Raw genomic sequence first — 23053 nt, 5'->3', positions numbered from 1 at the left:
TGTGCTGGGCCCTCAGCCCAGGTCGAGTTCCTCCGCCAGCCCGTCGGCCCCTTCGCCGTTCGTCACTGACAGGGGCGGCAGCACCTGCGCGCCGCGCTTCTCCACCAGCTCCCCGACCTTCGCCGTCACCTCGTTGATCGGCGGGGTCAGGTTGATGGGGGCCGTCATGCCCGTCACCCCTGCCGCGTCGGGCATGGCCATCTCGGGCGCGACGGCCCCTGACACCTCTGAGACCTCGTTCACCTCGGCCACCTCGGCGACCTGGGCCACCTCGGCCCGCCCGCCCAGCTCGCCCAGCCTGAACCCGTCGTCCACGGCCTCTGTGCTCGGCAGCGTCGGCAGCCCCGGCAGGTCGGGCGTCATCGACAGCTTGGAAGCCTCCACGATCCCCTTCTTCCCCGGTACGCCCGAGGGGAGGGAGGGCAGTCCCGCTCCCGCGGCGACGCCGCCCGTGTCGGCGAGGCTCAGCACCGCGGTGGTGCGCGACAGTCCGGGCAGTCCCGCCGTCTTGGCCAGGCGCTCGGCCGACATCGACAGCTCCGAGCCCCTGGGCGCGGTCATGGCCGTCCTGGTGGCCCTCGCGCGCAGCCCGGCCGTCTCCTCGCAGACCGCCGCCACGGTCGTGCTGTCGAGCAGAACGACCTTCTCGTCACAGATCTCGGCCGACGCGGGCGCCGCTGCAAGCCAGCTCGCCCCCGTCGCCAGCACGGCCACCGCAAGGACGCTCCGAATGCCCCGTGATGCGTTGTACATGCACGTTCCCCCTTGATCGTGTTCGGTGATCCGACGAATGACGAAGCTAGTCACGGGGGCGCGGCGGTCGGCGTGGCTTGGGGCAACGGTGGCGAAGTCCTTAGGGATCGCGACGCGCGTCCAGAACATCTCGTAACACTCACGTGCGGCGAGGCCGATTACGTATAGCTTCAGCAAAGAGTGGATGGTCCGTAATCGGGGGGATTCCGCAGTGTCGCCGGTCGTCCTCACGCATGCCGCTGCCGCTCCGCGCCGGATGAGCGATCTGGTGGCGGCGGTGCTGCGCGACATGGAGGATCTCGCCGTGCGCCGCTTCCCCCAGTGGTTACCGGGAGCCGAGCAGATCGCGGGGCCCGGGGGCGCAGGCGTGCGCGCCGTGCGGATGCTGGCCGTACGGCTGGCGGCGGGTGACAGGCACTTCGGGCCGTTCCTCGCCGACCTCGCCGAGGCGGCGCTCAGCGGCCGCCCCTGTACGGCCCGCCTGCCCGCCGAGGTACGCGCGGCGGGGCTGGGCAGGGTGCTCGGCACGGGATCGACGATCGCGGTGACCCCGCCACGGGGGATGAGCGGGAGCGAGGCCGAGGTGCTCGCGGCCGGGTGCCGGTGGCTGGAACGGTGGAGCGGCCTCCACGTCCAGTGCCGCCTCCAGGAACCGCCGCCCCCCGCGCCACCGAACCCGCCGGCCGGCCATCCGGAGCCGTCGGTCGTGTCCCGGGGGACACGCGTGGCGCTGGCGGGGGCGTCTCCCGGGCTGCCGGAGGCGCGGGTGGCCCGGGGGAGGCCGCATCACGCGAGCAGGGCGGAGCAGCGCCTGGAGAGCGTGCTGGCGGGATGCGCGTGGGCGGCCGACAGGGAGTGGAACCAGGGTTACCACGCCCATCCCCTCACCAACCCCATCAGGCCGGACCTGCTCTGGCGCGAGGCCCGCGTGATCGTGGAGATCGACGACGACAGCCACCTGCGACCGGAGAAGTTCGCGGCCGACCGGCAGCGCGACGTACGGCTGCAGCGGGACGGTTTCGTGGTGCTGCGCTTCACCAGCCACGCCGTCCTGTCGGACCCCTGGTCCGTGGCCCGCGAGATCGAGGACTTCGTCAAGAGAGGCAAGCGATGAAACTGTCAGCCGTAGAGACGGCGGCCCTGATCGTGCTCATGGTCGAGGGTGACGAGGTGCTCAACTCCGACCTCGCCAAGCAGCACGGGATCAAGCTGACTCCCAAGCACCGGGCGAACCTGAACGAGCTGAAGCTGGTGGAGACCCGTCCGCATGGCAGGACCATGATCCACGTGCTGACCGACAGGGGATGGGCGCGGCTGGCCGACGAGTTCCGCGAGGGGGTGGCCGCCTCGCCAGGGGCGACGGGTGGCGCGCTGCGGTCTCTGGCCTCGGGTGTCGCGCGCTTCATGGAGCGCACCGACCACCGCCTGGGCGACCTGTTCGAGCCTGAGCCGCCCGTCGAGACCGCCGAGCGGCCGGAGGCCACCGAAGCCCTGGGAGGTGTCGAGAGCCGGGTGCGCGGGGCCTATGCCGAGCTGGCTCGCGAGCCGGGCGGCTGGGTGAGCCTGACCGACCTGCGCAGGCGCCTGAGCGAGCTGCCCAGGGACGTGATGGACGACGCGCTGCGCAGCCTCAACAGGCAGCCCGACGTCGTCATGGTGCCCGAGGACAACCAGAAGGCGCTGAGGGCGGAGGATCGCGAGGCCGCGCTGGTCATCAGCGACCAGCACAAGCACTACCTCGCGATCGGCGTGCGATGAAGGAGTGGGAAGCGCTCGGCGCGCTCAGGCTCAACGCCGTCCACGCTCCCGACGACGTGTGGCGGCCCTCGCCGTACCACGTGGAGAGTCTGCACTCGACGGCCGCGCTGGACATCCGCAGAGGGCTGGCGGAGGCCAAGGAGAGCGTGGACGCCAGCCCGATCGGCGTGGTGATCCAGGGGCAGCGGGGCACGGGCAAGACCCACCTGCTGGGCTGGGCCCGCGAGCACGCCCAGCGTGAGGGCGGCTACTTCTTCCTGGTCGGCCTGCTGGACGCCAGGAACTTCTGGGACAGCATCGTGATCGCGATGCTCGACAGCCTGTGGCGTCCGGCCGAGGACGGCCAGTCGCAGCTGCGGCTGCTGCTCAACAGGCTGGCGGCGCTGGCGGACGTGCCGAGGATGGTACGCAGGGCCGTCGACGGCAGGCGCCCGCTGGACGGCGAGGCGCTGGACCTGTTCGTGGGCGCGCTGCGCCGCAAGGGCGGCGTGGTCCTCAGGGACGCGCACGACACGGCGAGGGCGCTCGTGCTGCTGGCCTCCGACGACCTGGCGGCCCAGGACGTCGGGCAGGCCTACCTGTCGTCGATCCCCGACGAGGGACAGGGCAGGGAGTGGGGGCTGACCAAGGGGTACAGGTCGCCACAGGAGGTGGTGCGCGACCTGTCGAGGCTGCTCGCGCTGACCGGGCCCTCGGTGATCGCCGTCGACCAGGTCGACGCGCTGGTGGCGCAGTCGACGTCGAGGCTCGACGACGGGCAGGGCGCGGTGATCGAGCAGGTCGCAGGAGGGCTGATGGCCCTGCGCGACGTCACCAGGCGGACGGTGACCGTCCTGTCGTGCCTGCCGCACACCTGGATGATGATCCGCGAGCAGGCGACCGCCACCGTCCGTGACAGGTTCAGGGAGCCTGCCACGCTCAGGGTGCTGAAGGACGCGCAGACCGCGCGGGCCATCGTGGAGCGGCGCTTCGCGGCGGGGTTCGGGCGGGTGGACTTCGAGCCGCCGTACCCGACGTGGCCGGTGAGGGAGGACGCCTTCGACAGCGCGGTGGGCCTGACACCGCGGCAGATCCTCATCAAGATCGACAATCACGTGCGCGCCTGCCTCGCGGACGGCGAGATCAGGGAGCTCGACCGGCTGGACGAACCCGGCGGCGGCGAGGGTGAGGCCGAACCCCCGCCGCCGGGGTCAGGGCCCACGGGGCTGGCCGCTCTCGACGCCCGCTTCGCGTTCCTGAGGGACGGCGCCGACGTGGGACCCGCCACCGAGCCCGAGACCGAGGACGCCGTCATGCCGGGTCTGCTGTCGGCGGGGCTCTCGGCGTGGATGGCGGGCAGAGGGGACGCGGCGCACCGCTACGCCCAGGACCCTCCGCCGAGCAGCAAGCCGCCCCTGCACGCCCGCCTCCGGCTGACGCTGGACGAGGCGACCGAGGACGAGGTGCACTGGTGCTTCAGGGGCATCGCCAGCGCCAACGCCGTCGCGGCGCTCCACAGGCTCAGGGCGGCGTGCGTCTCGGCGGGACTGCGGGCCGAGGTGCCGAAGCGGCGGCTGTACGTGCTGAGGAACCAGGCGTGGTCGAACGGGCCCAGGACCACCGAGGCGCTGGCCGCGTTCGAGGCGGCGGGCGGCAGGGTGCTGCGCGTGGAGGAGTCGGACCTGAAGGTCCTGGCCGCACTGCGGGTGCTGCTCGAGGAGGAGCCCGCCCACCTGCAGGAGTGGCTGGCGTCACGCCGGCCGGCCGAGGACGTGAAGGTGCTGGTCGAGGCGCTGAGCCGGCCGCCCGGGCTCGCCGGGGGACAGGCGCCAGGCCCGGAGGCCGACGAGATCCCGGAGAGCGCAGGGCTCGCCGAGCCCGCCCGGAGCATCGAGGACGCCGGTGGGGTCGGCGCCGCCGACGATCCCGACGTCACGGGACCCATCGCCCTCCCCTCGGCCGCGACCTCCGTCCCCGAGCAGAGCGTGGAGGAGGCGCCGGCCCGGCCCGTGGAGGAGGCGCCGGCCCGGCCCGTGGAGGAGGCGCCGGCCCGGCCCGTGGAGGAGGCGCCGGCCCGGCCCGTGGACGGTGACCTCAGGCCGTACCTGGTGCTGGGCAGGACGGCGCACGAAGGCGAGCAGGTGCGGATCGCGGTGGCGGCGCTGAGGAAGCACACGGCGATCTTCGCGGGTTCGGGGTCGGGCAAGACGGTGCTGATCCGCAGGCTGGTCGAGGAGTGCGCGCTGCAGGGCGTCTCCTCGATCGTCCTCGACCCGAACAACGACCTGTCCAGGCTGGGCACGCCCTGGCCCGAGGCTCCGTCCACCTGGGAGGAGGGCGACAGGGAGCGGGCCGAGGAGTACCTGGCCGGCACCGACGTCGTGGTCTGGACGCCGGGCAAGCAGGCGGGCCGTCCTCTCGCCTTCCAGCCGCTGCCCGACCTCGGCGCTCTCGTGGACGATCCCGACGAGTTCGGCCAGGCCCTGGACGCCGCCGTGGCCGCGCTCGCGCCGAAGGCCAAGATCGACGGCGCGACCGCCAAGGCGCTGCAGTCCCAGGCGGTGCTCCGGGAGGCGGCCAGGCACCACGCCAGGCGCGGCGGCACGGGGCTGGGCGGGTTGATCGCGCTGCTGTCGGACCTGCCCGACGGCGTCAGCGACCTGGCCAACGCCGCCAAGCTGGCCGCCGACGTCGCGCAGAACCTGCGAGCCGCCGCGATCATGGATCCGCTGTTCGGCGGGAGCGGCACGCCTGTGGACCCCGGCGTGCTGCTCACGCCCGAGCCTGGGCGAAGGGCCAGAGTGTCGGTGATCAACCTGGCGGGGCTGCCCTCCGAGGAGCAGCGCCAGAGCTTCGTCAACCAGCTCCAGCTCGGCCTGTTCTCCTGGATCAGGCGCCACCCCGCGGGGGACAGGCCGCTCGGCGGGCTCCTGGTCATGGACGAGGCGCAGACGTTCGCCCCCAACGGCAGGAACACCGCCGCCACGGCGAGCACGCTGATGCTCGCCTCCCAGGCCAGGAAGTACGGCCTGGGCCTGGTCTTCGCCACCCAGGCGCCGAAGGGCCTGCACAACCACATCCCGGGCAACGCGGCCACGCAGTTCTTCGGCCTGCTGAACGCCCCGATCCAGATCGCCGCGGCCACGGACATGGCCAGGGTGAAGGGCGGCCACGTGTCGGACATCGGACGGCTGAGGGCCGGCCAGTTCTACCTGGCGGCCGAGGGGACGGGGCCTGCACCAGATCAGGGTGCCGATGTGCCTCACCCACCACCCCGACTCCGCCCCCACCGCCGAAGAGGTGCTGGCGCTCGCCAACGGCAGACGCTGAAGCCCCGGACGGGAGCCCGGGGCTTCGCGGGGGTCAGGCGCGGCCGACCGTCAGCTGGTCGTCGCCGAGGTCGACCAGGACGGTGTCGCCGTCGACCACCGCGCCCGACAGGACCGCCTTGGCGAGCTGGTCGCCGATGGCCGACTGCACCAGACGGCGCAGCGGGCGGGCGCCGTACATCGGGTCGTAGCCGGTGATCGCCAGCCAGTCGCGCGCGGCAGGGGTGACGTCGAGCGTCAGCCGCCGGTCGGCCAGGCGCTGGGCCAGCCGGTCCACCTGCAGATCGACGATCCTGGTCAGCTCCTCGGTGCCGAGGGCGTCGAAGAGAATGACGTCGTCGAGCCTGTTGAGGAACTCGGGCTTGAACGACGAGCGGACCGCCGCCATCACCGCGTCGCGCTTGGCGCCGTTCTCCAGCTTCGGGTCGACGAGATACTGCGAGCCGATGTTGGAGGTGAGGATCAGGATCGTGTTGCGGAAGTCGACCGTGCGGCCCTGGCCGTCGGTCAGCCTGCCGTCGTCGAGCACCTGGAGCAGGATGTCGAAGACCTCGGGGTGGGCCTTCTCGACCTCGTCGAGCAGCACGACGGTGTAGGGACGGCGCCGCACGGCCTCGGTGAGCTGGCCGCCCTCCTCGTAGCCGATGTAACCGGGAGGCGCGCCGACCAGACGGGCGACGCTGTGCTTCTCGGAGTACTCGGACATGTCGATGCGGGTCATCGCCCGCTCGTCGTCGAACAGGAACTCCGCCAGCGCCTTGGCCAGCTCGGTCTTGCCGACGCCGGTCGGCCCGAGGAACAGGAAGCTGCCCGTCGGCCTGTCGGGGTCGGAGATGCCGGCGCGGCTGCGCCGTACGGCGTCGGAGACCGCCTGGACGGCCTCGCGCTGACCGATGAGGCGCGTGCCCAGCTCCTCCTCCATGCGCAGCAGCTTGGCGGTCTCGGCCTCGAGCAGGCGCCCCGCGGGGATGCCCGTCCACGAGGAGATGACCTCGGCGATGTCGTCGGAGCCGACCTCCTCCTTGACCATCTGCTGCTCGGGGGTCTCCTGGGCGGCGGCCTCGAGCTCCTTCTCCAGCCGCGGCACCTCGTCGTAGAGCAGCCTGGAGGCCTCGGCGTAGTTGCCGTCGCGCTGGAAGCGCTCGGCCGACCCGCGCACCTCGTCGAGCTGCTTCTTCAGGTCGCCGACCCTGTTGAGGCCCGCCTTCTCCTTCTGCCACCTGGCCACGAGGGCGTTGAGCTCCTCCTGGCGGTCGGCCAGCTCGGCGCGCAGCCGCCCGAGACGCTGGACGGAGGCCTCGTCGGTCTCCTTGGCCAGCGCCAGCTCCTCCATCTTCATCCTGTCGACGTTGCGCTGGAGCTGGTCGATCTCGACGGGGCGCGAGTCGATCTCCATGCGCAGCCGGGAGGCGGCCTCGTCGACCAGGTCGATGGCCTTGTCGGGCAGGAAGCGGCTGGTGATGTAGCGGTCTGAGAGAGCCGCGGCGGCGACCAGCGCGCTGTCGGCGATCTGCACCTGGTGGTGGGCCTCGTAGCGGCCCTTCAGCCCGCGCAGGATCGCGATCGTGTCCTCGACCGAGGGCTCGCCCACGTAGACCTGCTGGAAGCGCCGCTCCAGCGCGGGGTCCTTCTCGATGCGCTCGCGGTACTCGTCGAGCGTCGTCGCGCCGATCATGCGCAGCTCGCCGCGGGCCAGCATGGGCTTGAGCATGTTGCCCGCGTCCATCGCGCCCTCGGCGGCGCCCGCGCCGACCATGGTGTGCAGCTCGTCGATGAAGGTGACGATCTGCCCGTTGCTCTCCTTGATCTCGGAGAGCACGGCCTTGAGCCGCTCCTCGAACTCGCCGCGGTACTTGGCGCCCGCCACCATCGCGCTGAGGTCGAGGGAGATCAGCTTCTTGTTGCGCAGCGACTCGGGCACGTCGCCGGCCACGATGCGCTGGGCCAGGCCCTCGACGACGGCGGTCTTGCCCACGCCAGGCTCGCCGATCAGCACCGGGTTGTTCTTGGTACGGCGCGAGAGCACCTGCACCACGCGCCTGATCTCGGAGTCGCGCCCGATGACGGGGTCGAGCTTGCCGCTGCGGGCGTGCTCGGTCAGGTCGACGCCGTACTTCTCCAGCGCCTGGTAGGTGTCCTCGGGTGTCTCGCTGGTGACGCGGGCGTGCCCGCGCACCTGCTCGAAGGCGTCGAGCAGCGCCTGTGGCGTGGCCCCGGCGTCCTTCAGCAGGCTCGCCATCTCGCCGCCGTCGGTCGCGAGACCGACCAGCAGGTGCTCGGTCGAGACGTACTCGTCCTCGAGCCGCTTGGCTCGCTGCGCGGCGGTGTTGATCACGGTGAGGAGCTGGCGCGAACTGGACGGCGCGCTCACCGTGGCGCCCTGCGCCTTGGGCAGCCCGGCCAGCGTGGTCTCGACCTTCGCGCGCAGCGCCTTCCAGTCGGCTCCCACCGCTTCGAGCAGGGGTACGGCGGTGCCGCCGGTCTGGGAGAGGAGGGCGGAGAGCAGGTGCGCGGTCGCGATCTCGGGATTTCCCTCAGCGGCGGCCCGCCGCATCGCGACCGACAGCGCTTCCTGGCTCTTCTGGGTGAGCTTGTAGTCCATATGTTCAGGCCCCCGGTGGCAGCTCGTATCGGATCAGAGCTTTGACCATGGACATCTCGGCCCTGAGGCGGTGAACCTCCTCACGCAGCCTCAGCGCCTCGTTCTCCAGCTCAAGGATCCGCTTGATGCCGGCGAGGTTGATGCCCTCCTCCTGGGAGAGGCGCTGCACCTCGCGCAGCTGGATGATGTCTCGCATCGAGTAGAGGCGGCCGCGCCCCGCCGTACGGCCTGGGCACACCAGCCCGAGGCGGTCGTACTGCCTGAGGGTCTGCGGGTGCAGACCGGACAGCTGGGCGGCCACGGAGATGACGTAGACGGGTGTTTCATCGGAAAGGTTGAAGTAGTTGGCGTCCATCGGCCTACTCGCTTCTGGCCCGTTGGATGAGGTCGGCCCTCGGGTCCTCACTCGCGGTGGCGGTGCGGAACTCCGTGAGCAACTCGCGTGACTTGTCGTCGAGCTGCTTGGGGACGAGCACCTCCACCGTGGCGAGCAGGTCGCCCTTGGTGCCGTCCTTGCGCGCGGCCCCCCTGCCGCGAACCCTGAAGGTGCGGCCGTTGGGCGTGCCCGCGGGGATGCGCAGAGTGACGGGAAGGCCCTTGAGGACAGGAACCTTGATCTCCGCGCCGAGCGCCGCCTCGGTGAAGGTGACGGGCACGGTGATGGTCAGGTTGTCGCCCGACCGCCCGAACACCGCGTGCGGCTTCACATGGGTCTGGATGTAGAGGTCTCCCGCGGGACCGCCGTTCTCGCCGGGCGCTCCCTTGCCCTTGAGCTTGACCCGCTGGCCGTCGGCCACCCCCGCGGGGATGCGCGCCTGGATCGTGCGGGTGCTCTTGGCCCTGCCGCTTCCGTCGCAGACGGGGCAGGGGTCGTCGACGAGGAGACCGCGGCCCTTGCAGTCGCGGCACGGCTCGGAGAAGGCGAAGTTGCCCAGGTTGCGGCTGGCCGCGCCGGTGCCCTCACAGGTGGGGCAGACCCTCGGGGTCGTGCCCGCCTTGGCGCCCGTGCCGCTACAGGCCTTGCACGCCGACGACGTGGTCAGCCTGAGCGAGACGGTGTGACCCTCGACGGCCTCGGTGAAGGACAGCGTGACCTCGGACTCGATGTCCTGGCCGCGCCTCGGCCTGGTCGTCGCGCCCGTGGTGCGGGCGCCCGCGCCGCCGCCCCTGTTGAACAGTCCCCCGAACAGGTCGCCGATGCGGTCGCTCGTGCTCCCGCCCTGCTGGCCCGTGCCGCCGAACAGGTCGCCGAAGTCGAAAGGAAAGCCGCCGCTGCCGCCACCCGGTCTCGGCGCGCCCACGCCCGAGCCGAACAGCGTGCGCGCCTCGTCGTACTCCTTGCGCCGCTTGGAGTCGGAGAGCACGTCGTTGGCCTCGGAGATCTCCTTGAACCTGGCCTCCTTGGCGGCGTCACCCTGATTGGCGTCGGGGTGGTACTGCCTGGCCAGCTTCCGGTAGGCCTTCTTGATCTCGTCGGCGGTGGCGGTCTTGGGCACACCAAGGACGGCGTAGTAGTCCTTTTCCAAGTAGTCCTTGGTGCTCATCTATGCGTCCTTTCGGGGGATGTTCTTAGTCTTCGTCAGACGCGGCAGGGGCGTCCTCGGGCTCGGCCACCGCGACCCGTGCGGGACGCAGCACCCGATCGCCGATGCGGTAGCCGGGCTGCAGCACCTCGATGGCGGTCGGCTCGGTCACCTCCGAGGAGTAGCTGTGCATCAGCGCCTCGTGCACCGTCGGGTCGAAGGGGTCGCCCTTCTGCCCGAACGAGGTCAGCCCCAGCTTGGTGACCGCGGCCTCCAGCGACTCGGCGACCTTGGCGAAACCGCCGTTCAGCTCGCCGTGGTCGCGGGCCCTGCCGATGTCGTCGAGGACCGGTAGCAGCTCGGAGAGGGCGCCTGCGACGGCCTGCTCGCGTACCGCGATCCTGTCCCGCTCGACCCGCCTGCGGTAGTTGGTGTACTCCGCCTGCAGGCGCTGGAGGTCGGCGGTGCGCTCGGCCAGCAGCTGAGCGTCACCACCCTCCGCCACGGGAGCAGCGGCCTTGGGCTGCTGCTCGTCCGCGGCGGACCTCGCCTGACCCGTCTCGGGGTCGATCTTGCGGTTGTCGCGGATCACTGGCTCCGTCTCGGGCCCGTTATCGCGCGGGTCAGACATCGTCACTGGTCCTTCTTGGGCTGGTCTTCGTCCACGATCTCGGCTTCGACGACGTCGTCGTCGCCGTCGGCCTTGGCCTGCGCGGTGGTGTCGTCACCCTCGGGGGCGGCGCCCGCCTGCTGGTTCTGGGCGTAGATCGCCGAGCCCATCTTCTGGCTGACGGTGGCGAGCTTCTCGGCCGAGTTGCGGATCGTGTCGGTGTCGGTGCCCTCCAGAGCCTTCTTCAGCTCCGCGAGCGCGTCGTTCACCTCAGTCTTGATCTCGCCGGGAACCTTGTCGTCGTTCTCGCGGAGGAACTTCTCCGTCTGGTAGGCGAGACCGTCCGCGTTGTTGCGGACCTCCGCCTCCTCACGGCGCTTCTTGTCCTCCTCGGCGTACGACTCGGCCTCGCGCATCATGCGCTCGATGTCGTCCTTCGGCAGCGCGGAGCCGCCGGTGATCGTCATCGTCTGCTCCTTGCCGGTGCCGAGGTCCTTGGCGGAGACGTTGACGATGCCGTTGGCGTCGATGTCGAAGGTGACCTCGATCTGCGGGATGCCGCGCGGAGCCGGGGCGATGCCGGTCAGCTCGAACGTGGCCAGCTTCTTGTTGTACGAAGCGATCTCGCGCTCGCCCTGGTAGACCTGGATCTGCACCGACGGCTGGTTGTCCTCGGCCGTGGTGAAGACCTCCGAGCGCTTGGTCGGGATCGTGGTGTTGCGCTCGATGATCTTGGTGAAGATGCCGCCCTTGGTCTCGATGCCCAGCGACAGCGGGGTCACGTCGAGCAGCAGGACGTCCTTGACCTCACCCTTGAGCACGCCCGCCTGCAGGGCGGCGCCGATGGCGACGACCTCGTCGGGGTTGACGCCCTTGTTGGGCTCCTTGCCGCCGGTGAGCTCCTTGACCAGCTCGGAGACGGCGGGCATACGGGTCGAGCCGCCGACGAGCACGACGTGCGCGATGTCGGAGACCTTGATGCCGGCGTCCTTGATGACCTGGTGGAACGGGCCCTTGGTCCGCTCGAGCAGGTCGGCCGTCAGGCGCTGGAACTCCGAACGGGTGAGCTTCTCGTCCAGGTGCAGCGGGCCCTCGGAGGAGGCCGTGATGTAGGGCAGGTTGATGTTGGTCTCGGACTGGCTGGACAGCTCGATCTTGGCCTTCTCCGCGGCCTCACGCAGGCGCTGGAGAGCCATCTTGTCCTTGGCCAGGTCGACGCCGTGGGCGTTCTGGAAGCGCTTGACGAGCTCGTCGACGATGCGCTGGTCCCAGTCGTCGCCACCGAGGTGGTTGTCGCCCGAGGTCGCCTTCACCTCGACGAAGCCGTGCCCGTCCTCCTGGCCGACGTCGAGCAGGGACACGTCGAAGGTGCCGCCGCCGAGGTCGAAGACGAGGATCGTCTGGTCCTGGTCCTTGTCGAGACCGTAGGCCAGCGCCGCCGCGGTCGGCTCGTTGATGATGCGGAGCACGTTGAGGCCCGCGATCGTGCCGGCCTCCTTGGTGGCCTGGCGCTGGGAGTCGTTGAAGTAGGCCGGGACGGTGATCACCGCGTCGGTGATCTTCTCGCCCAGGTAGGCCTCGGCGTCCTGCTTGAGCTTCTGCAGGACGAAGGCGCTGATCTGCTGCGGGGAGAACTTCTTGCCGTCGATCTCCTGGGACCAGTTGGTGCCCATCTCGCGCTTGACCGAGCGAATCGTCCGGTCCACGTTGGTGACGGCCTGGCGCTTGGCCACTTCGCCCACCAGGACCTCGCCGTTCTTCGCGAAGGCGACCACGGACGGCGTGGTCCTGGAGCCCTGCGCGTTCGCGATGACAGTGGGCTCACCGCCCTCGAGGATCGAGACGACGGAGTTGGTCGTCCCCAGGTCGATACCTACCGCACGTGCCATGAGTACGTCCTTGTAGTCAAAGTTGAGCTGATGAGGCTCAACCTATGAACGGCCCGGATGGTTTGTCAAACGAGTTGAGCCTACTCGACTCAACCCCGATCCTCGTGAAAGCATTCCGGGCTTTCGGGAAAAAACGGGTGACTCACATCCCGAACGAGGCGTGGTGCCATGACAGTTCCCCCTTCGACCGCGCAGGACGCGACCACCTGGCTGGAACGGACCTTCGACGCACACTGGCCCGAGGTGCACCGGTACATCGCCCGCAGGCTCTCCTCCGACGTCGCCGACGACCTGGCGGCCGAGGTGTTCCTGGTGGCCGTCCGCGGCGGCTACGACCCGTCCAGAGGCGAGATCAGGCCCTGGCTGTACGGCATCGCCACCAACCTGGTGGCCAAGCACCGCCGTGCCGAGGTCAGGAGATGGAAGGCGCTCGGCCGTACCGCCGAGCCGAGAGCGGAGAGCCATGAGGAGACGACGCTCGCGCGCGTCGCGGCAGGGGCGCTGACGGGCAGGCTGGCGGGGGCGCTGGCCGGGCTCAAGCGCGGCGACCGCGACGTGGTCCTGCTGATCGCCCTGGCCGGCCTCACCCACGCGGAGGTGGCCGAAGCCCTCGGCATCCCCTACGGAACCGTCGCGTCCCGGCTGAACAGGGCGCGCAAGCAACTGCGGAAGACGCTCGGCGACCTGGAGGACCACGATGGATGAGATCACGCTGCTCTCGCAGTCGTTGCCTGACGCGCCGCCGCCGTCGGCGGAGGCGACCGCCAGGGCCAGGGCGAGCGTCCTGGCGGCGGAGCGGGAGGCGGGGCCGCGGCCCAAGCCGGCGCGCGTCCGCCGTGGGGCCCGATGGACCTGGGGCTGGACGGTGGGAGCCGCCATGGCCACGGCGACGGTCGTCACGGCCGTGGTGGCGCTCGTGTCCAGCATGGCCACGGTCACCGCTCCCGTCCTGGTACGCCCGACGGGCATCGACCTCCTGCTGCAGATCGCGGACAGCGCGGCGAGGCAGCCGGCGACGGAGGGGGCCTACTGGCACACCAAGGCCGTGGACGGAGGATCCTTCCGCACGGGAGAGCCCCCGTACACCTTCGAGGCTCAGTCCACGAGGGAGGTGTGGCAGCCCCGCGATCTGGCGGACCACGCCCTGACCGAGAACTGGACCCGCTTCGTGAGACCCGCCTCACCGCAGGACGAGCAGGCTTGGCGGGCGGCGGGCGCGCCGGAGAAGGTACGGCCGGTCTGCATGGAGGGAGATGACTGCGAGCCGATCAGGATCACCGACGTGCCGTCTGACTGCTCCTACGAGTGGAAGGTCGAGGACGGCTACCTGCCCCAGCGTGGCGTCGGCGAGTTCACCGTCGAAGACCTGCGCAAGCTGCCCGACGACCCCGAGCGGTTGCGCGAGGCGCTGAAGCCGTACCACCAGATCTGGTACGACAGGGGGTTCGAGCAGAGCTTCGAGGAGTTCCTGCCCACCGCGTCGGGCCTGCTCGAGCTGCCGATCGAGCCGGGAACCAGGGCGGCCCTGCTGCGGCTGCTCGCGACCCTGCCCGAGACCAAGGTGCACGGCGAGACGGTGGACCCGCTGGGGCGGCCGGGGCTCTCCGTGTCGTTCGGCGAGAAGGGCACGGTGCTGGTGTCGGGGAAGGAGGAGACGCCGGTCCAGAACCGCACCGTCCTCGACCTCACGACCGGGATGCCGCTCGCCGACCTCGACGTCGACCCCACGGGACGGATCGCAGGCTACGAGGCGATGGAAATCGCGCAGTGGACCGACCTGCGCCCCGAGGAGCCCCGGGGCTGCAAGAAGACCTCCTAGCGCGGCTTGGCCCCGTCGACGATCTTGCGCTTGCCGATCGGGGCCTTCAGCTTGACCGTCGTCGTCTTCTGAACGGCCATCATGATGCAGGAGACGTCCTTGGCCTTGGCGGCCGTGCCCTCGTAGAGGGTGATGGTCACCCGCCGGGACGTCTCCTTCACCCTGACCCTGTCGAGCACCGTGCACGGCTCGACGCCCGACCACCAGACGAGCTTGACCTTGCGGCCACGGTCGAAGGCCTTGGCGCCGGTGAAGGGCACCTTGCGTGTGTTGACGGTGTCGCCCACAGGCTTGACCGCCTTGGGCGGCGGTGTCGGAGACTGTGAGGGAGTGGTGATCACCGGCTGGGCGGTGACGGACTTGTGGGGGACCGTGTGGCTGGCGGCGCCGGTGGCGGCCGCGCCACAGCTCGCGGTCAGCATCAGGCATCCGGCCAGCAGGGCTGTTCTGCGCATATCCCTAAGACGGATCCGGGGACGGCCGGGTTCACGCCATGCCGTGGCCGCATCGGCGCGGGGTCGGTGATCGAGGAGCTTCGGAGGTCTAGGCTGGATATGTGCTGCGTCACGTCCTTCTTGCCGCCTCGCGAAGTAAGCGCGCCGAGCGCCTCGTGTCCTCCTCGCCTCTGACCAGACAGGTGGTCAGACGCTACGTGGCCGACGACGTCGACGCCGTGATGCGCGACCTGACCGACAGGGGCCTGCTCGTCACGGTCGACCACCTGGGCGAGGAGGTCGCCGACAGGACCCAGGCCGACCACGAGGTGCGCGCCTGCCTCGCGATGCTGGAACGTCTGCCCGAGGGGGCCGACCTCTCGGTCAAGCTGACCGCGCTGGGCCTGCGCCTGTCGGAGCAGCTGGCCCTCGACAACGCCGCGTCGGTCTGCGAGGCGGCGGCGGGCAGGGGCCTCACGGTCACCCTCGACGCCGAGGAGTACGACACCGTCGAGGCCCAGATGTCGATCCACTCCACGCTGCGCAAGGAGCACGCGGAGGTCGGCGTGGTCGTGCAGGCCTATCTGCGCGACGCCGTCGAGCGCTGCAAGAAGCTCGAAGGCTCCAGGGTGCGGCTGTGCAAGGGCGCGTACAGCGCGCCGGAGGCGCTGGCCCACTCCTCGGCCAGGGAGATCGACCGCAGTTACGTTCGTTGCCTCAAGGTGCTCATGGAGGGCGCCGGCTACCCGATGGTCGCCACGCACGATCCCCGCCTGATCGAGATCGCCTCGGCCCTGGCGGTGCTGCACGGACGCGACTCCACGGCCTTCGAGTACCAGATGCTGTACGGCGTGCGCCCCGCCGAGCAGGAGCGCCTGGCCGGGCTCGGCGCCAGGATGAGGGTGTACGTGCCCTACGGCGACGACTGGTACGCCTACCTCATGCGCCGCCTGGCCGAACGCCCCGCCAATCTGGCCTTCTTCCTGCGCTCTCTCGTGTCACGCGGCTAGCCGGCCTGCGGGATCCCCGCGCGGTCGTTTCGGCAGCCTGGGTAGGCTTCCCGCATGATTGCGATTCTGGGAACCGGCAAGATGGGCGAGGCCCTTCTGTCGGGGCTGCTGCGAGCCGGGTTCAAGCCGGGCGACATCCTGGCCACCGCGCGCAGGGGCGAGCGGGCCCAGGCGCTGCGCGAGACCTACGGGGTGCGGACGGTGTCCAACTCGGAGGCGGCCAAAACCGCCGACACGCTGATCCTGGCGGTGAAGCCGCAGGACATGGCCGCCCTGCTGGCCGAGATCGCCCCCTACGTGCCCGCCGACCGCCTGGTCATCTCGGCGGCGGCCGGCATCACGACCGCCTTCGTCGAGCAGCGGCTCGGTGTGGACGTGCCGGTGGTCAGGGTCATGTCGAACACGCCGATCAGGTTCGACGAGGCGATGAGCGTCATCTCGGCCGGCGCGCACGCGGGCGAGGAGCACCTCCAGCTCACCGAGAACCTGCTGAAGCCGGTGGGCAAGGTGCTGCGCATCCCCGAGTCGCAGCAGGACGCCGCGACGGCGCTGTCGGGCAGCGGGCCTGCCTACTTCTTCTACCTCGTCGAGGCGATGGTCGACGCGGGCATCCTGCTCGGCATGCCGCGCGCGGCGGCGCTGGACATGGTGACGCAGTCCATCGTGGGCGCGGCGATCATGCTGCGCGACTCGGGGGAGCACCCGGTGATCCTCCGCGAGGCGGTCACCTCGCCGGGCGGCACGACGATCGCGGCGATCGCCGAGCTGGAGCGTCACAGCGTGCGCGCGGCCTTCCTGGCCGCCATCGAGGCCGCCCGCGACAGGGGACGCGAGCTCGCCTCCGGCTGACCCGGTTCCCAGCGCCCCACCGGCGGCGAGAGGGGTCCGCCAGGCGGGCGCCTGACCCTGCCTTTACCCTAGGCCGGGTGACGGTTCGTCGCGGGTTACCCCCGCTGCTCGTCCTGTTGGCGGTGACCGGCTGCACGGCCGACGAGCCGCCCGCCTACCAACTCGCCGAGGTGAAGCGCGCCCCGGTCACCGAGGTCGTCGAGGCGCCTGCCACGATCGGCGCCCGAGCCACCGCGACCCTGCGCGCCTCCGCCCAGGGCACGGTGGGCAAGCTCTACGTGCGCGACGGCGAGAAGGTCGCCAAGGGGCAGATCCTGGCCAGGATCCGCTCCCCGCAGGCGGTCAGCCAGCTGAGCCAGGCGCGCGGCGCGGCCAGGCCCCCCGCCACGCCGGCCGCCCCGAGGCTCAGCGTGGCGGCCTTCGACACCAGCGCCTTCGACCGCAAGGTGCTCGGACACTTCGCCAGGGCCAGGTCCGAGGCGCGCAAGGTCAAGGACAAGGCCGCGCGCAGGCAGCTGCTGTCGGCCATCTCGCTGGCCGAGACCCAGCACAGGGCGCAGAAGCAGGCGCTCTCCCAGATCACGGCCTCGCTCAACCGCACGATCAGCGGCTTCACCAGCCAGCTGACCAGCGGGCTCACCTCGTCCATGTCGTCGCTGCAGGCGGCCTCGCGCACGCAGGCCAGGGCCGCGGTCAAGGCGGCGGAGTCGACAGTGAAGGGGCTCACGATCAAGGCGCCCTTCGGCGGCGTGGTCACGCTCGGCCGTCCCTCTGGCGGCGGCGGGTCCAGCGGGCTGAGCGGGCTGCTCGGGCAGATCCCCGGCGCCTCCGCCGCGCAGCTGCCCGCCGCACCGTCGGGAGGCTCGTCGGGCGGCGGCTCTCCCGTGGCGACCGGGGTGCCGGTGTCGGCGGGCGACGCGATCGTCACCGTCACCGACGTCTCCAGGCTGACGCTCTCCGCCGACGTCGACGAGACCGACGTGCTGCTGGTGAAGCCGGAGACCCGCGCGGAGGTCGAGCTCGACGCCGTGCCAGGCGCCACCTACACAGCCAGGGTGACCGGCGTCGGCGTCCAGCCCATGCAGGCCAGCACCGGAGGCGTCAGCTATCCGGTGCAGCTCGCGCTCGGCTCCGGCGCCTACGACGACGGATCCAAGGCGCCCACCCCCAAGCCGGGCATGAGCGCGGTCACCAGGCTCACCGTCCGCGAATCGCCGGACGCCGTCGCGGTGCCCGCCTCCGCGGTCGTCTCCAGCGGGCGAGAGAGCGTGGTCTGGGTCTCGGCCGACGGTACGGCCCAGCGCCGCGTGGTCAAGCTCGGCGCCCAGGGCGAGGCCGTGGTCGAGGTGGTGAGCGGGCTGACGGTGGGCGAGCGCGTCGTGGTCAAGGGCGCCGACGCCGTACGGCAGGGCCAGCGGCTGTCATGAGCGCGGCCCTCGAGGCGGTCGACCTCAAGCGCTCCTACCAGCTCGAAGGCGTGTCGGTCGAGGCGCTGCGCGGGGTGAGCCTGCGGATCGAGCCCGGTGAGTTCGTGGCGATCATCGGGCCTTCGGGTTCGGGCAAGTCGACGTTGATGCACCTGCTCGGCTGCCTCGACCGTCCCACGTCGGGAGCGCTGCGCGTCAACGGGGTGGAGATGTCTGGGCTGTCCGACACCTCGCTGGCCGAGCTGCGCAACAGGACGATCGGCTTCGTCTTCCAGTCCTTCCACCTGCTGGGCCGTACGTCGGCGCTGGACAACGTGGCGCTGCCGCTGGTCTACAGGGGCACGGGCAAGGCCGAGCGGCGCGACAGGGCGCGCAGGGCGCTGGAGGCGGTCGGGCTCGGCCACAGGCTGGACCACAGGCCCTCGCAGATGTCGGGCGGCGAGCAGCAGCGGGTGGCGATCGCCAGGGCGCTGGTGGGCGAGCCCTCGGTGCTGCTGGCCGACGAGCCGACGGGGAACCTCGACACCCGTAACGGCGACGAGGTGATGGCCATCCTCGACAGGCTGAACGCCGACAGCGGGGTGGCGATCGTCCTGGTCACCCACGAGCCGGAGGTCGCCGCCCACGCGCGCCGCCAGATCCACGTGCGTGACGGCCTGATCGAGCTCGACACCGCGCTCGCGGAGCGCGCGCGGGACGAGGGAGGGGCCAGGTGAGGGCGCGCGAGGCGTTCTTCATGGCGCTGGAGGCCCTGCGGGTCAACCGCCTGCGCAGCGTGCTCACCATGCTGGGCGTGATCATCGGCGTCCTGGCCGTGGTGATCCTCGTGGCGATCGGATCGGGCGCGAAGAACGCCATCGAACGCGAGATCTCCGGCCTGGGCAGCAACATCATCCTCGTCGTCCCCGGCCAGCTCAGCGTCGGCGCGGCCCCGACCCAGAGCAGGTTGAGCCTGTCCGACGCCGCGTTCGTCCGCCGCGTGGTGGGCGACCCCTCCAAGGTGACCGTCTCCGTCCAGTCGGGCGAGACCGTGCGAGTGGGCAGGCAGGAGGCGTTCGTCACGATCGTCGGGACCGACGAGAACCTGCCCAACATCTTCCAGCGCCCCCTCGACAGGGGCCGCTACCTGACCGAGACCGACGTCGACACCCGCCGCAGGGTGACGGTGCTCGGCGCGGAGGTGGCCGACCAGCTCTTCGGCGACGTCGACCCCGTCGGCAGGCAGATCACCGTCTCGGGGGCGCGCTTCCGCGTGGTCGGCGTCTACACGACGGTCGGCGCGACCTTCGGCGTGGCCCGCGACAAGGAGGTCCACGTCCCCGTCACCACCGCTCAGCGGCTGATCGGCGCCGACAGGATCAACGGCATCGCGGTCGGCGCCTCGGGCCCCGACGAGATCGAGCCGCTCCAGCAGAAGGTGGTCGCCGCGCTGGGCGAGCGCTATCCGGGCGAGCGCTTCTCCGCCGTCACCCAGACCCAGCTGCTGGGCACGATCGGCAGCGTCCTCGGCATGCTCACCGGCGTGCTCGCCGCCATCGCGGGCATCTCCCTGCTGGTCGGCGGCGTCGGCGTCTCCAACATCATGCTCGTCAGCGTGCGCGAGCGCACGCGGGAGATCGGCCTGCGCAAGGCGCTCGGCGCCCGACAGCGCGACGTCCTGACCCAGTTCCTCATCGAGGCCGTGCTGCTGACCACCATCGGCGGCCTCCTCGGCATCCTGCTGGGCGTGGGGGGCGCGCTGGCCATCCAGGCGGCCACCCCTGTGCCCGCCGCCATCACCTGGTGGTCGATCGCGCTGGCCTTCGGCGTCTCGGTGGCCGTCGGCGTCTTCTTCGGCGTCGCCCCCGCCCGCAGGGCCGGCCGTCTCGACCCCGTCGTCGCCCTGCGCGCGGAGTAGGTGAGGTGACCGTCCTGCGGGCGGGGGTGGCGTGGTCGTCGGGGCCGGATGATGCGCGGGTGTTTCGCCCCTGTCACCGGCGCTGCGGTAACGTCGGCCCATGAGCGAGTCGGTGCGAGTCGTCTGGGACGACGCCCTCACTGCCTATGACTTCGGCCCAGGACATCCCCTCGCTCCCGTCAGGGTCGAGCTGACCATGGCGCTCGCGCGCGAGCTGGGCGTTCTCGACAGGACCGAGGTGGTCGGTTGCACGCCCGCCACGGACGACGAGCTGGCGCTGGTCCACAAGCGCGACTACATCGAGGCCGTCAAGCGGGTCTCCGCCGACGGCAGGCCCGACCTGGCCGCGGGGCTCGGCACCTCCGACAACCCCGCCTTCGCGGGCGTCCACGAGGCCTCCGCGCTGATCGCGGGGGCGTCGCTGGCCGCCGCCCGCTCGGTCTGGGAGGGTACGGCCGAGCACGCCGTCAACGTCGCGGGCGGCCTGCACCACGCCATGGCCAACACGGCCAGCGGCTTCTGCGTCTACAACGATCCCGCCGTGGCGATCGCCTGGCTGCTGGCCCAGGGCGCCTCGAAGATCGCCTACGTCGACGTGGACGTCCACCACGGCGACGGCGTCCAGGCCCTCTTCTACGACGATCCGCGGGTGCTGACGATCAGCCTCCACGAGAGCCCCCGCACGCTGTTCCCCGGCACGGGCTGGCCAGAGGAGACCGGCGCCGACGGCAGCGCGGTCAACGTGGCGCTGCCCGCCGGATGCGGCGACGAGGGCTGGCTGCGCGCCTTCGGCGCGATCGTGCCGCCGCTGCTGAGGGAGTTCGAGCCGCAGATCCTGGTCACCCAGCACGGCTGCGACAGCCACGCGCTCGACCCGCTGGCCCACCTCATGCTCAGCCTCGACGGCCAGCGCACCGCCTACGAGGCTCTGCACCGCCTCGCTCACGAGACTTCGGGCGGCCGATGGATCGCCACAGGGGGCGGCGGCTACGAGCTCGTCCAGGTGGTTCCCAGGGCGTGGACGCACCTCATCGCGGAGGCGTCGGGCCACCCGATCGCCCCTTCGACGCCGACGGGCCCCGCCTGGCAGGCGCTGGTGCGCGAGCGCATGGGAGAGGCGCCGCCGCTCACCATGACCGATGGCCGCACGCCCCAGGTCAGCGACCTGTCGGGCGGCTACGACCCCGCCGACGCCGTCGACCGCGCGATCATGGCGACCAGGAACGCGGTCTTTCCCTCGCACGGCCTGGACCCGCTGCCGTAGCCGCGAGAGCTTTCGATCCTCGCTCCGCCCTTTTTTCATGGCCGCGAAGAAAGAGGGAAACCGTCATCCGAAGGAAAGGCCGGGGCGGACCGGAGAAAGCGGGCGAGGGAAATGTGGCCGGCCGTTCGGCTCCGTCCGGCCCGCGCAGGCCCTGGGTGACGGGGCGCGGAAGGGGCCTCGGTGTAGGAGCCCCAGGAGGGCGGTTCAGGAATTTCACGGTATGAGAGGTGGTTTGGACCATTCAAGGAGCGCGTAGGCTCCGGTGAGTGAAAAGGAGAGGTAAGTGCTGAGCCGCGACGAACTCCGCGAGCACCTGATCCGCACGCGCATCGCCGGAGATGTCGCGACCAGTCGCGAGAACAACCTCGATCACTACCGGTCGGTCGCCAACCGCGATCCCTACTTCCTCTTCGGCCTGACCAGCCTCCAGAACTGGTCCTACCGCGACGTCCTGGCCCAGATGGCCAAGTCGGTCGGCGTCGTCGCCGATCCGGGTCACCGTGACGGCCAGGACACCATCGACCCCGACAGGACGATCGACGCGCTCGACCTCATGGCCGACAGGATCGCCTCCGCTCTGACCAAGCCCTCGCCCCGCATCCTCTTCGCCACCGGACACCCCACCGGGCTGCTCGCCGTCCACCTGCCGCTCGCGGCGGCGGTGGTGGCGAGGGGCGCGACGCTGCTGACGCCCGCCGAGGACTGGACCTACTGGGGCGCCGGATTCGGCAGGAAGCGCAAGATCCGCTATCTCGGCGACGTGGCGATGCTCGACGACAGGGGCGGCTTCGTCCACACCCACGACTCCGCGCCCATGGAGGCGATGCTCGCCGAGCTCGGTGACGATCGCCCCGACCTCGTCGTCGCCGACCACGGCTGGGGCCGGCGCGGCAGGAGAGGCGGGCATCCCGACCGTCGGATTCGCCGACAGCAACGACCCCGCGCTCTTCCTCGGCGAGGCCGAGGGCAAGATCGATGTGGTGGTTCCTCTCGATGACAACGTGCTACCACGCTATTACGCACCGTTGACGGAGCGGCTCGTCACACGTGTCTCACGTGCCCTTTGAGTCGAATTCGGCCCTCCCTATACCGTCTTTTCGCGCCTGCATTCCAAGAGGCTCGTCGTCCCTTTGCCAACTTTTGAGGGGTGCTGGGCGACTCTTATGTGTACGAAGTTGGACGGTTCCAACGTCCAGGCGAGGGGCGCTGCCCGGCTGCTGGCCAGCAAGTTCGCTGGTTCGGCTGACAGGTGGCTCCGATAACTGAGAAAATAGGGGGTTTGCGCACTCGGAGTCCCGACTTACGCTGACGGCAGTACACGTGCGTGAGCAATGGCACCAGTGGGGATAACCCGGAAACACGTGCGGAAGAGGCGTCCGATGGGTGCAGGCGAAAGACCTCTCAGCGAGGTGAAGTTCCTGACGGTGGCGGAAGTGGCCACGGTCATGCGGGTGTCCAAGATGACGGTGTACCGACTGGTGCACTCGGGCGAGTTGCCGGCCATCCGAGTCGGCCGGTCGTTCCGAGTGCCCGAGCAGGCGGTGCACGACTACCTGAGGGAGGCCTACATCGAGGCTGGATAAGCCCTGATGCCGGTCCCTCTGCGGTGAGACACCCGCCTGCCGTCCAGGCGGGCGGGCGGGCCGCAGGGTCCATTCGAGGTAGCGGTGTGATCGGTGGTCACATCGCGAATGCTGGCGCGGGTCACCCCCAGGGGGCGATCTACCGTGGATCGCCGGTAGTCTGTTGACCCGGTGTGCGCTCGCACATCGGTTCAGCCTTGCTATCAGTAACCTGGGGGTCCCGTGGGCTCTGTCATCAAAAAGCGCCGCAAGCGGATGGCCAAGAAGAAGCACCGCAAGCTGCTGAAGAAGACCCGCATCCAGCGGCGTAACAAGAAGTAGACGCAG

Annotated in this window: 20 protein-coding genes and 2 pseudogenes; 15 read left to right on the top strand and 7 right to left on the bottom strand. The window is 70.6% G+C overall.

The window, feature by feature from the left end; translation table 11 throughout:
* Positions 1 to 12: 12 nt before the first annotated feature.
* The gene (locus FHR33_RS24795; protein ID WP_183652191.1) at positions 13 to 714 is read right to left on the bottom strand and encodes a hypothetical protein; all 702 of its coding nucleotides are present in this window, start codon (positions 712 to 714) and stop codon (positions 13 to 15) included.
* A gap of 250 nt (positions 715 to 964) precedes the next feature.
* Here FHR33_RS24795 and FHR33_RS52795 point away from each other — a divergent pair, with 250 nt between their 5' ends.
* The 3 genes and pseudogenes from FHR33_RS52795 to FHR33_RS52790 form a co-directional block, all read left to right on the top strand.
* The gene (locus FHR33_RS52795; protein ID WP_183652188.1) at positions 965 to 1867 is read left to right on the top strand and encodes an endonuclease domain-containing protein; all 903 of its coding nucleotides are present in this window, start codon (positions 965 to 967) and stop codon (positions 1865 to 1867) included.
* Entirely contained in the window at positions 1864 to 2511 is a 648-nt protein-coding gene (locus FHR33_RS24785) for a hypothetical protein (RefSeq protein ID WP_183652185.1), read from the top strand. Before FHR33_RS52795 ends, FHR33_RS24785 begins: the two co-directional genes overlap by 4 nt.
* Positions 2508 to 5291 (top strand): annotated as a pseudogene (locus FHR33_RS52790) (helicase HerA domain-containing protein); the annotation flags it as partial. The gene FHR33_RS24785 and the pseudogene FHR33_RS52790, both read left to right, overlap by 4 nt.
* A gap of 562 nt (positions 5292 to 5853) precedes the next feature.
* On the opposite strand, the gene clpB reads toward FHR33_RS52790, so the two are convergent.
* Genes clpB through dnaK form a run of 5 tightly spaced genes read right to left on the bottom strand, consistent with a single transcriptional unit; the run spans position 5854 to position 12443 of the window.
* Positions 5854 to 8421, bottom strand: coding sequence for an ATP-dependent chaperone ClpB (gene clpB / locus FHR33_RS24775; protein ID WP_183652183.1), 2568 nt, complete (start codon positions 8419 to 8421; stop codon positions 5854 to 5856).
* A gap of 4 nt (positions 8422 to 8425) precedes the next feature.
* Complete coding sequence (locus tag FHR33_RS24770) at positions 8426 to 8776, bottom strand: heat shock protein transcriptional repressor HspR (protein WP_183652180.1); 351 nt, start codon at positions 8774 to 8776, stop codon at positions 8426 to 8428.
* A gap of 4 nt (positions 8777 to 8780) precedes the next feature.
* Complete coding sequence (gene dnaJ / locus FHR33_RS24765; RefSeq protein WP_183652177.1) at positions 8781 to 9965, bottom strand: molecular chaperone DnaJ; 1185 nt, start codon at positions 9963 to 9965, stop codon at positions 8781 to 8783.
* A gap of 25 nt (positions 9966 to 9990) precedes the next feature.
* Complete coding sequence (gene grpE / locus FHR33_RS24760; protein ID WP_183652174.1) at positions 9991 to 10575, bottom strand: nucleotide exchange factor GrpE; 585 nt, start codon at positions 10573 to 10575, stop codon at positions 9991 to 9993.
* Between the two features lie 2 nt (positions 10576 to 10577).
* Positions 10578 to 12443, bottom strand: a complete 1866-nt coding sequence (gene dnaK, locus FHR33_RS24755) for a molecular chaperone DnaK (RefSeq protein ID WP_183652171.1) — start codon at positions 12441 to 12443, stop codon at positions 10578 to 10580.
* A gap of 168 nt (positions 12444 to 12611) precedes the next feature.
* On the opposite strand from dnaK, the gene FHR33_RS24750 reads away from it, so the two are divergent.
* Both FHR33_RS24750 and FHR33_RS24745 read left to right on the top strand, forming a co-directional pair.
* Positions 12612 to 13148 (top strand): RNA polymerase sigma factor, encoded by a 537-nt coding sequence (locus FHR33_RS24750; RefSeq protein ID WP_183652168.1) that lies wholly within the window; start codon positions 12612 to 12614, stop codon positions 13146 to 13148.
* On the top strand, positions 13141 to 14262 hold the full coding sequence (locus FHR33_RS24745; protein ID WP_183652165.1) for a CU044_5270 family protein: 1122 nt from the start codon (positions 13141 to 13143) through the stop codon (positions 14260 to 14262). The genes FHR33_RS24750 and FHR33_RS24745 overlap by 8 nt, the downstream gene beginning before the upstream one ends.
* On the opposite strand, the gene FHR33_RS24740 is transcribed toward FHR33_RS24745, so the two are convergent.
* Positions 14259 to 14717 carry a hypothetical protein gene (locus FHR33_RS24740; RefSeq protein ID WP_183652162.1) on the bottom strand — a complete coding sequence of 153 codons (459 nt, stop codon included), beginning with the start codon at positions 14715 to 14717 and terminating at the stop codon, positions 14259 to 14261. The two genes, FHR33_RS24745 and FHR33_RS24740, sit on opposite strands and share 4 nt — an antisense overlap.
* A gap of 101 nt (positions 14718 to 14818) precedes the next feature.
* Between FHR33_RS24740 and FHR33_RS24735 the strand changes: the two genes are divergently transcribed.
* The 10 genes and pseudogenes from FHR33_RS24735 to FHR33_RS24695 all read left to right on the top strand — a co-directional run bounded on the left by FHR33_RS24735 (position 14819) and on the right by FHR33_RS24695 (position 23047).
* Positions 14819 to 15706 carry a proline dehydrogenase family protein gene (locus FHR33_RS24735; RefSeq protein ID WP_183652159.1) on the top strand — a complete coding sequence of 296 codons (888 nt, stop codon included), beginning with the start codon at positions 14819 to 14821 and terminating at the stop codon, positions 15704 to 15706.
* A 54-nt stretch (positions 15707 to 15760) separates the two neighbouring features.
* Positions 15761 to 16555, top strand: coding sequence for a pyrroline-5-carboxylate reductase (gene proC, locus FHR33_RS24730; protein ID WP_183652156.1), 795 nt, complete (start codon positions 15761 to 15763; stop codon positions 16553 to 16555).
* 77 nt (positions 16556 to 16632) lie between these two features.
* Positions 16633 to 17982 carry an efflux RND transporter periplasmic adaptor subunit gene (locus FHR33_RS24725; RefSeq protein WP_183652153.1) on the top strand — a complete coding sequence of 450 codons (1350 nt, stop codon included), beginning with the start codon at positions 16633 to 16635 and terminating at the stop codon, positions 17980 to 17982.
* Complete coding sequence (locus FHR33_RS24720; protein WP_183652151.1) at positions 17979 to 18698, top strand: ABC transporter ATP-binding protein; 720 nt, start codon at positions 17979 to 17981, stop codon at positions 18696 to 18698. Before FHR33_RS24725 ends, FHR33_RS24720 begins: the two co-directional genes overlap by 4 nt.
* The gene (locus FHR33_RS24715) at positions 18695 to 19879 is read left to right on the top strand and encodes an ABC transporter permease (protein ID WP_183652149.1); all 1185 of its coding nucleotides are present in this window, start codon (positions 18695 to 18697) and stop codon (positions 19877 to 19879) included. The genes FHR33_RS24720 and FHR33_RS24715 overlap by 4 nt, the downstream gene beginning before the upstream one ends.
* A 100-nt stretch (positions 19880 to 19979) precedes the next feature.
* Positions 19980 to 21143 carry an acetoin utilization protein AcuC gene (locus FHR33_RS24710; protein WP_183652146.1) on the top strand — a complete coding sequence of 388 codons (1164 nt, stop codon included), beginning with the start codon at positions 19980 to 19982 and terminating at the stop codon, positions 21141 to 21143.
* 283 nt (positions 21144 to 21426) lie between these two features.
* Positions 21427 to 21966, top strand: a pseudogene (locus FHR33_RS24705) (phosphatase); the annotation flags it as partial.
* Positions 21967 to 21982: 16 nt separating this feature from the next.
* Entirely contained in the window at positions 21983 to 22210 is a 228-nt protein-coding gene (locus FHR33_RS52785) for a phosphatase (protein ID WP_312895707.1), read from the top strand.
* Between the two features lie 312 nt (positions 22211 to 22522).
* Positions 22523 to 22726: a helix-turn-helix domain-containing protein gene (locus FHR33_RS24700; RefSeq protein WP_026214222.1), complete on the top strand. Its 204-nt coding sequence runs from the start codon at positions 22523 to 22525 to the stop codon at positions 22724 to 22726.
* A gap of 222 nt (positions 22727 to 22948) precedes the next feature.
* On the top strand, positions 22949 to 23047 hold the full coding sequence (locus tag FHR33_RS24695) for a 30S ribosomal protein bS22 (protein ID WP_018654693.1): 99 nt from the start codon (positions 22949 to 22951) through the stop codon (positions 23045 to 23047).
* Positions 23048 to 23053 lie beyond the last annotated feature (6 nt).

The organism is Nonomuraea dietziae (assembly GCF_014195505.1).
Classification (GTDB): Bacteria; Actinomycetota; Actinomycetes; order Streptosporangiales; family Streptosporangiaceae; genus Nonomuraea; species Nonomuraea roseola.
Note: the sequence above shows the minus strand (reverse complement) of the source record. Positions and strands in the feature narration are given on the sequence as shown.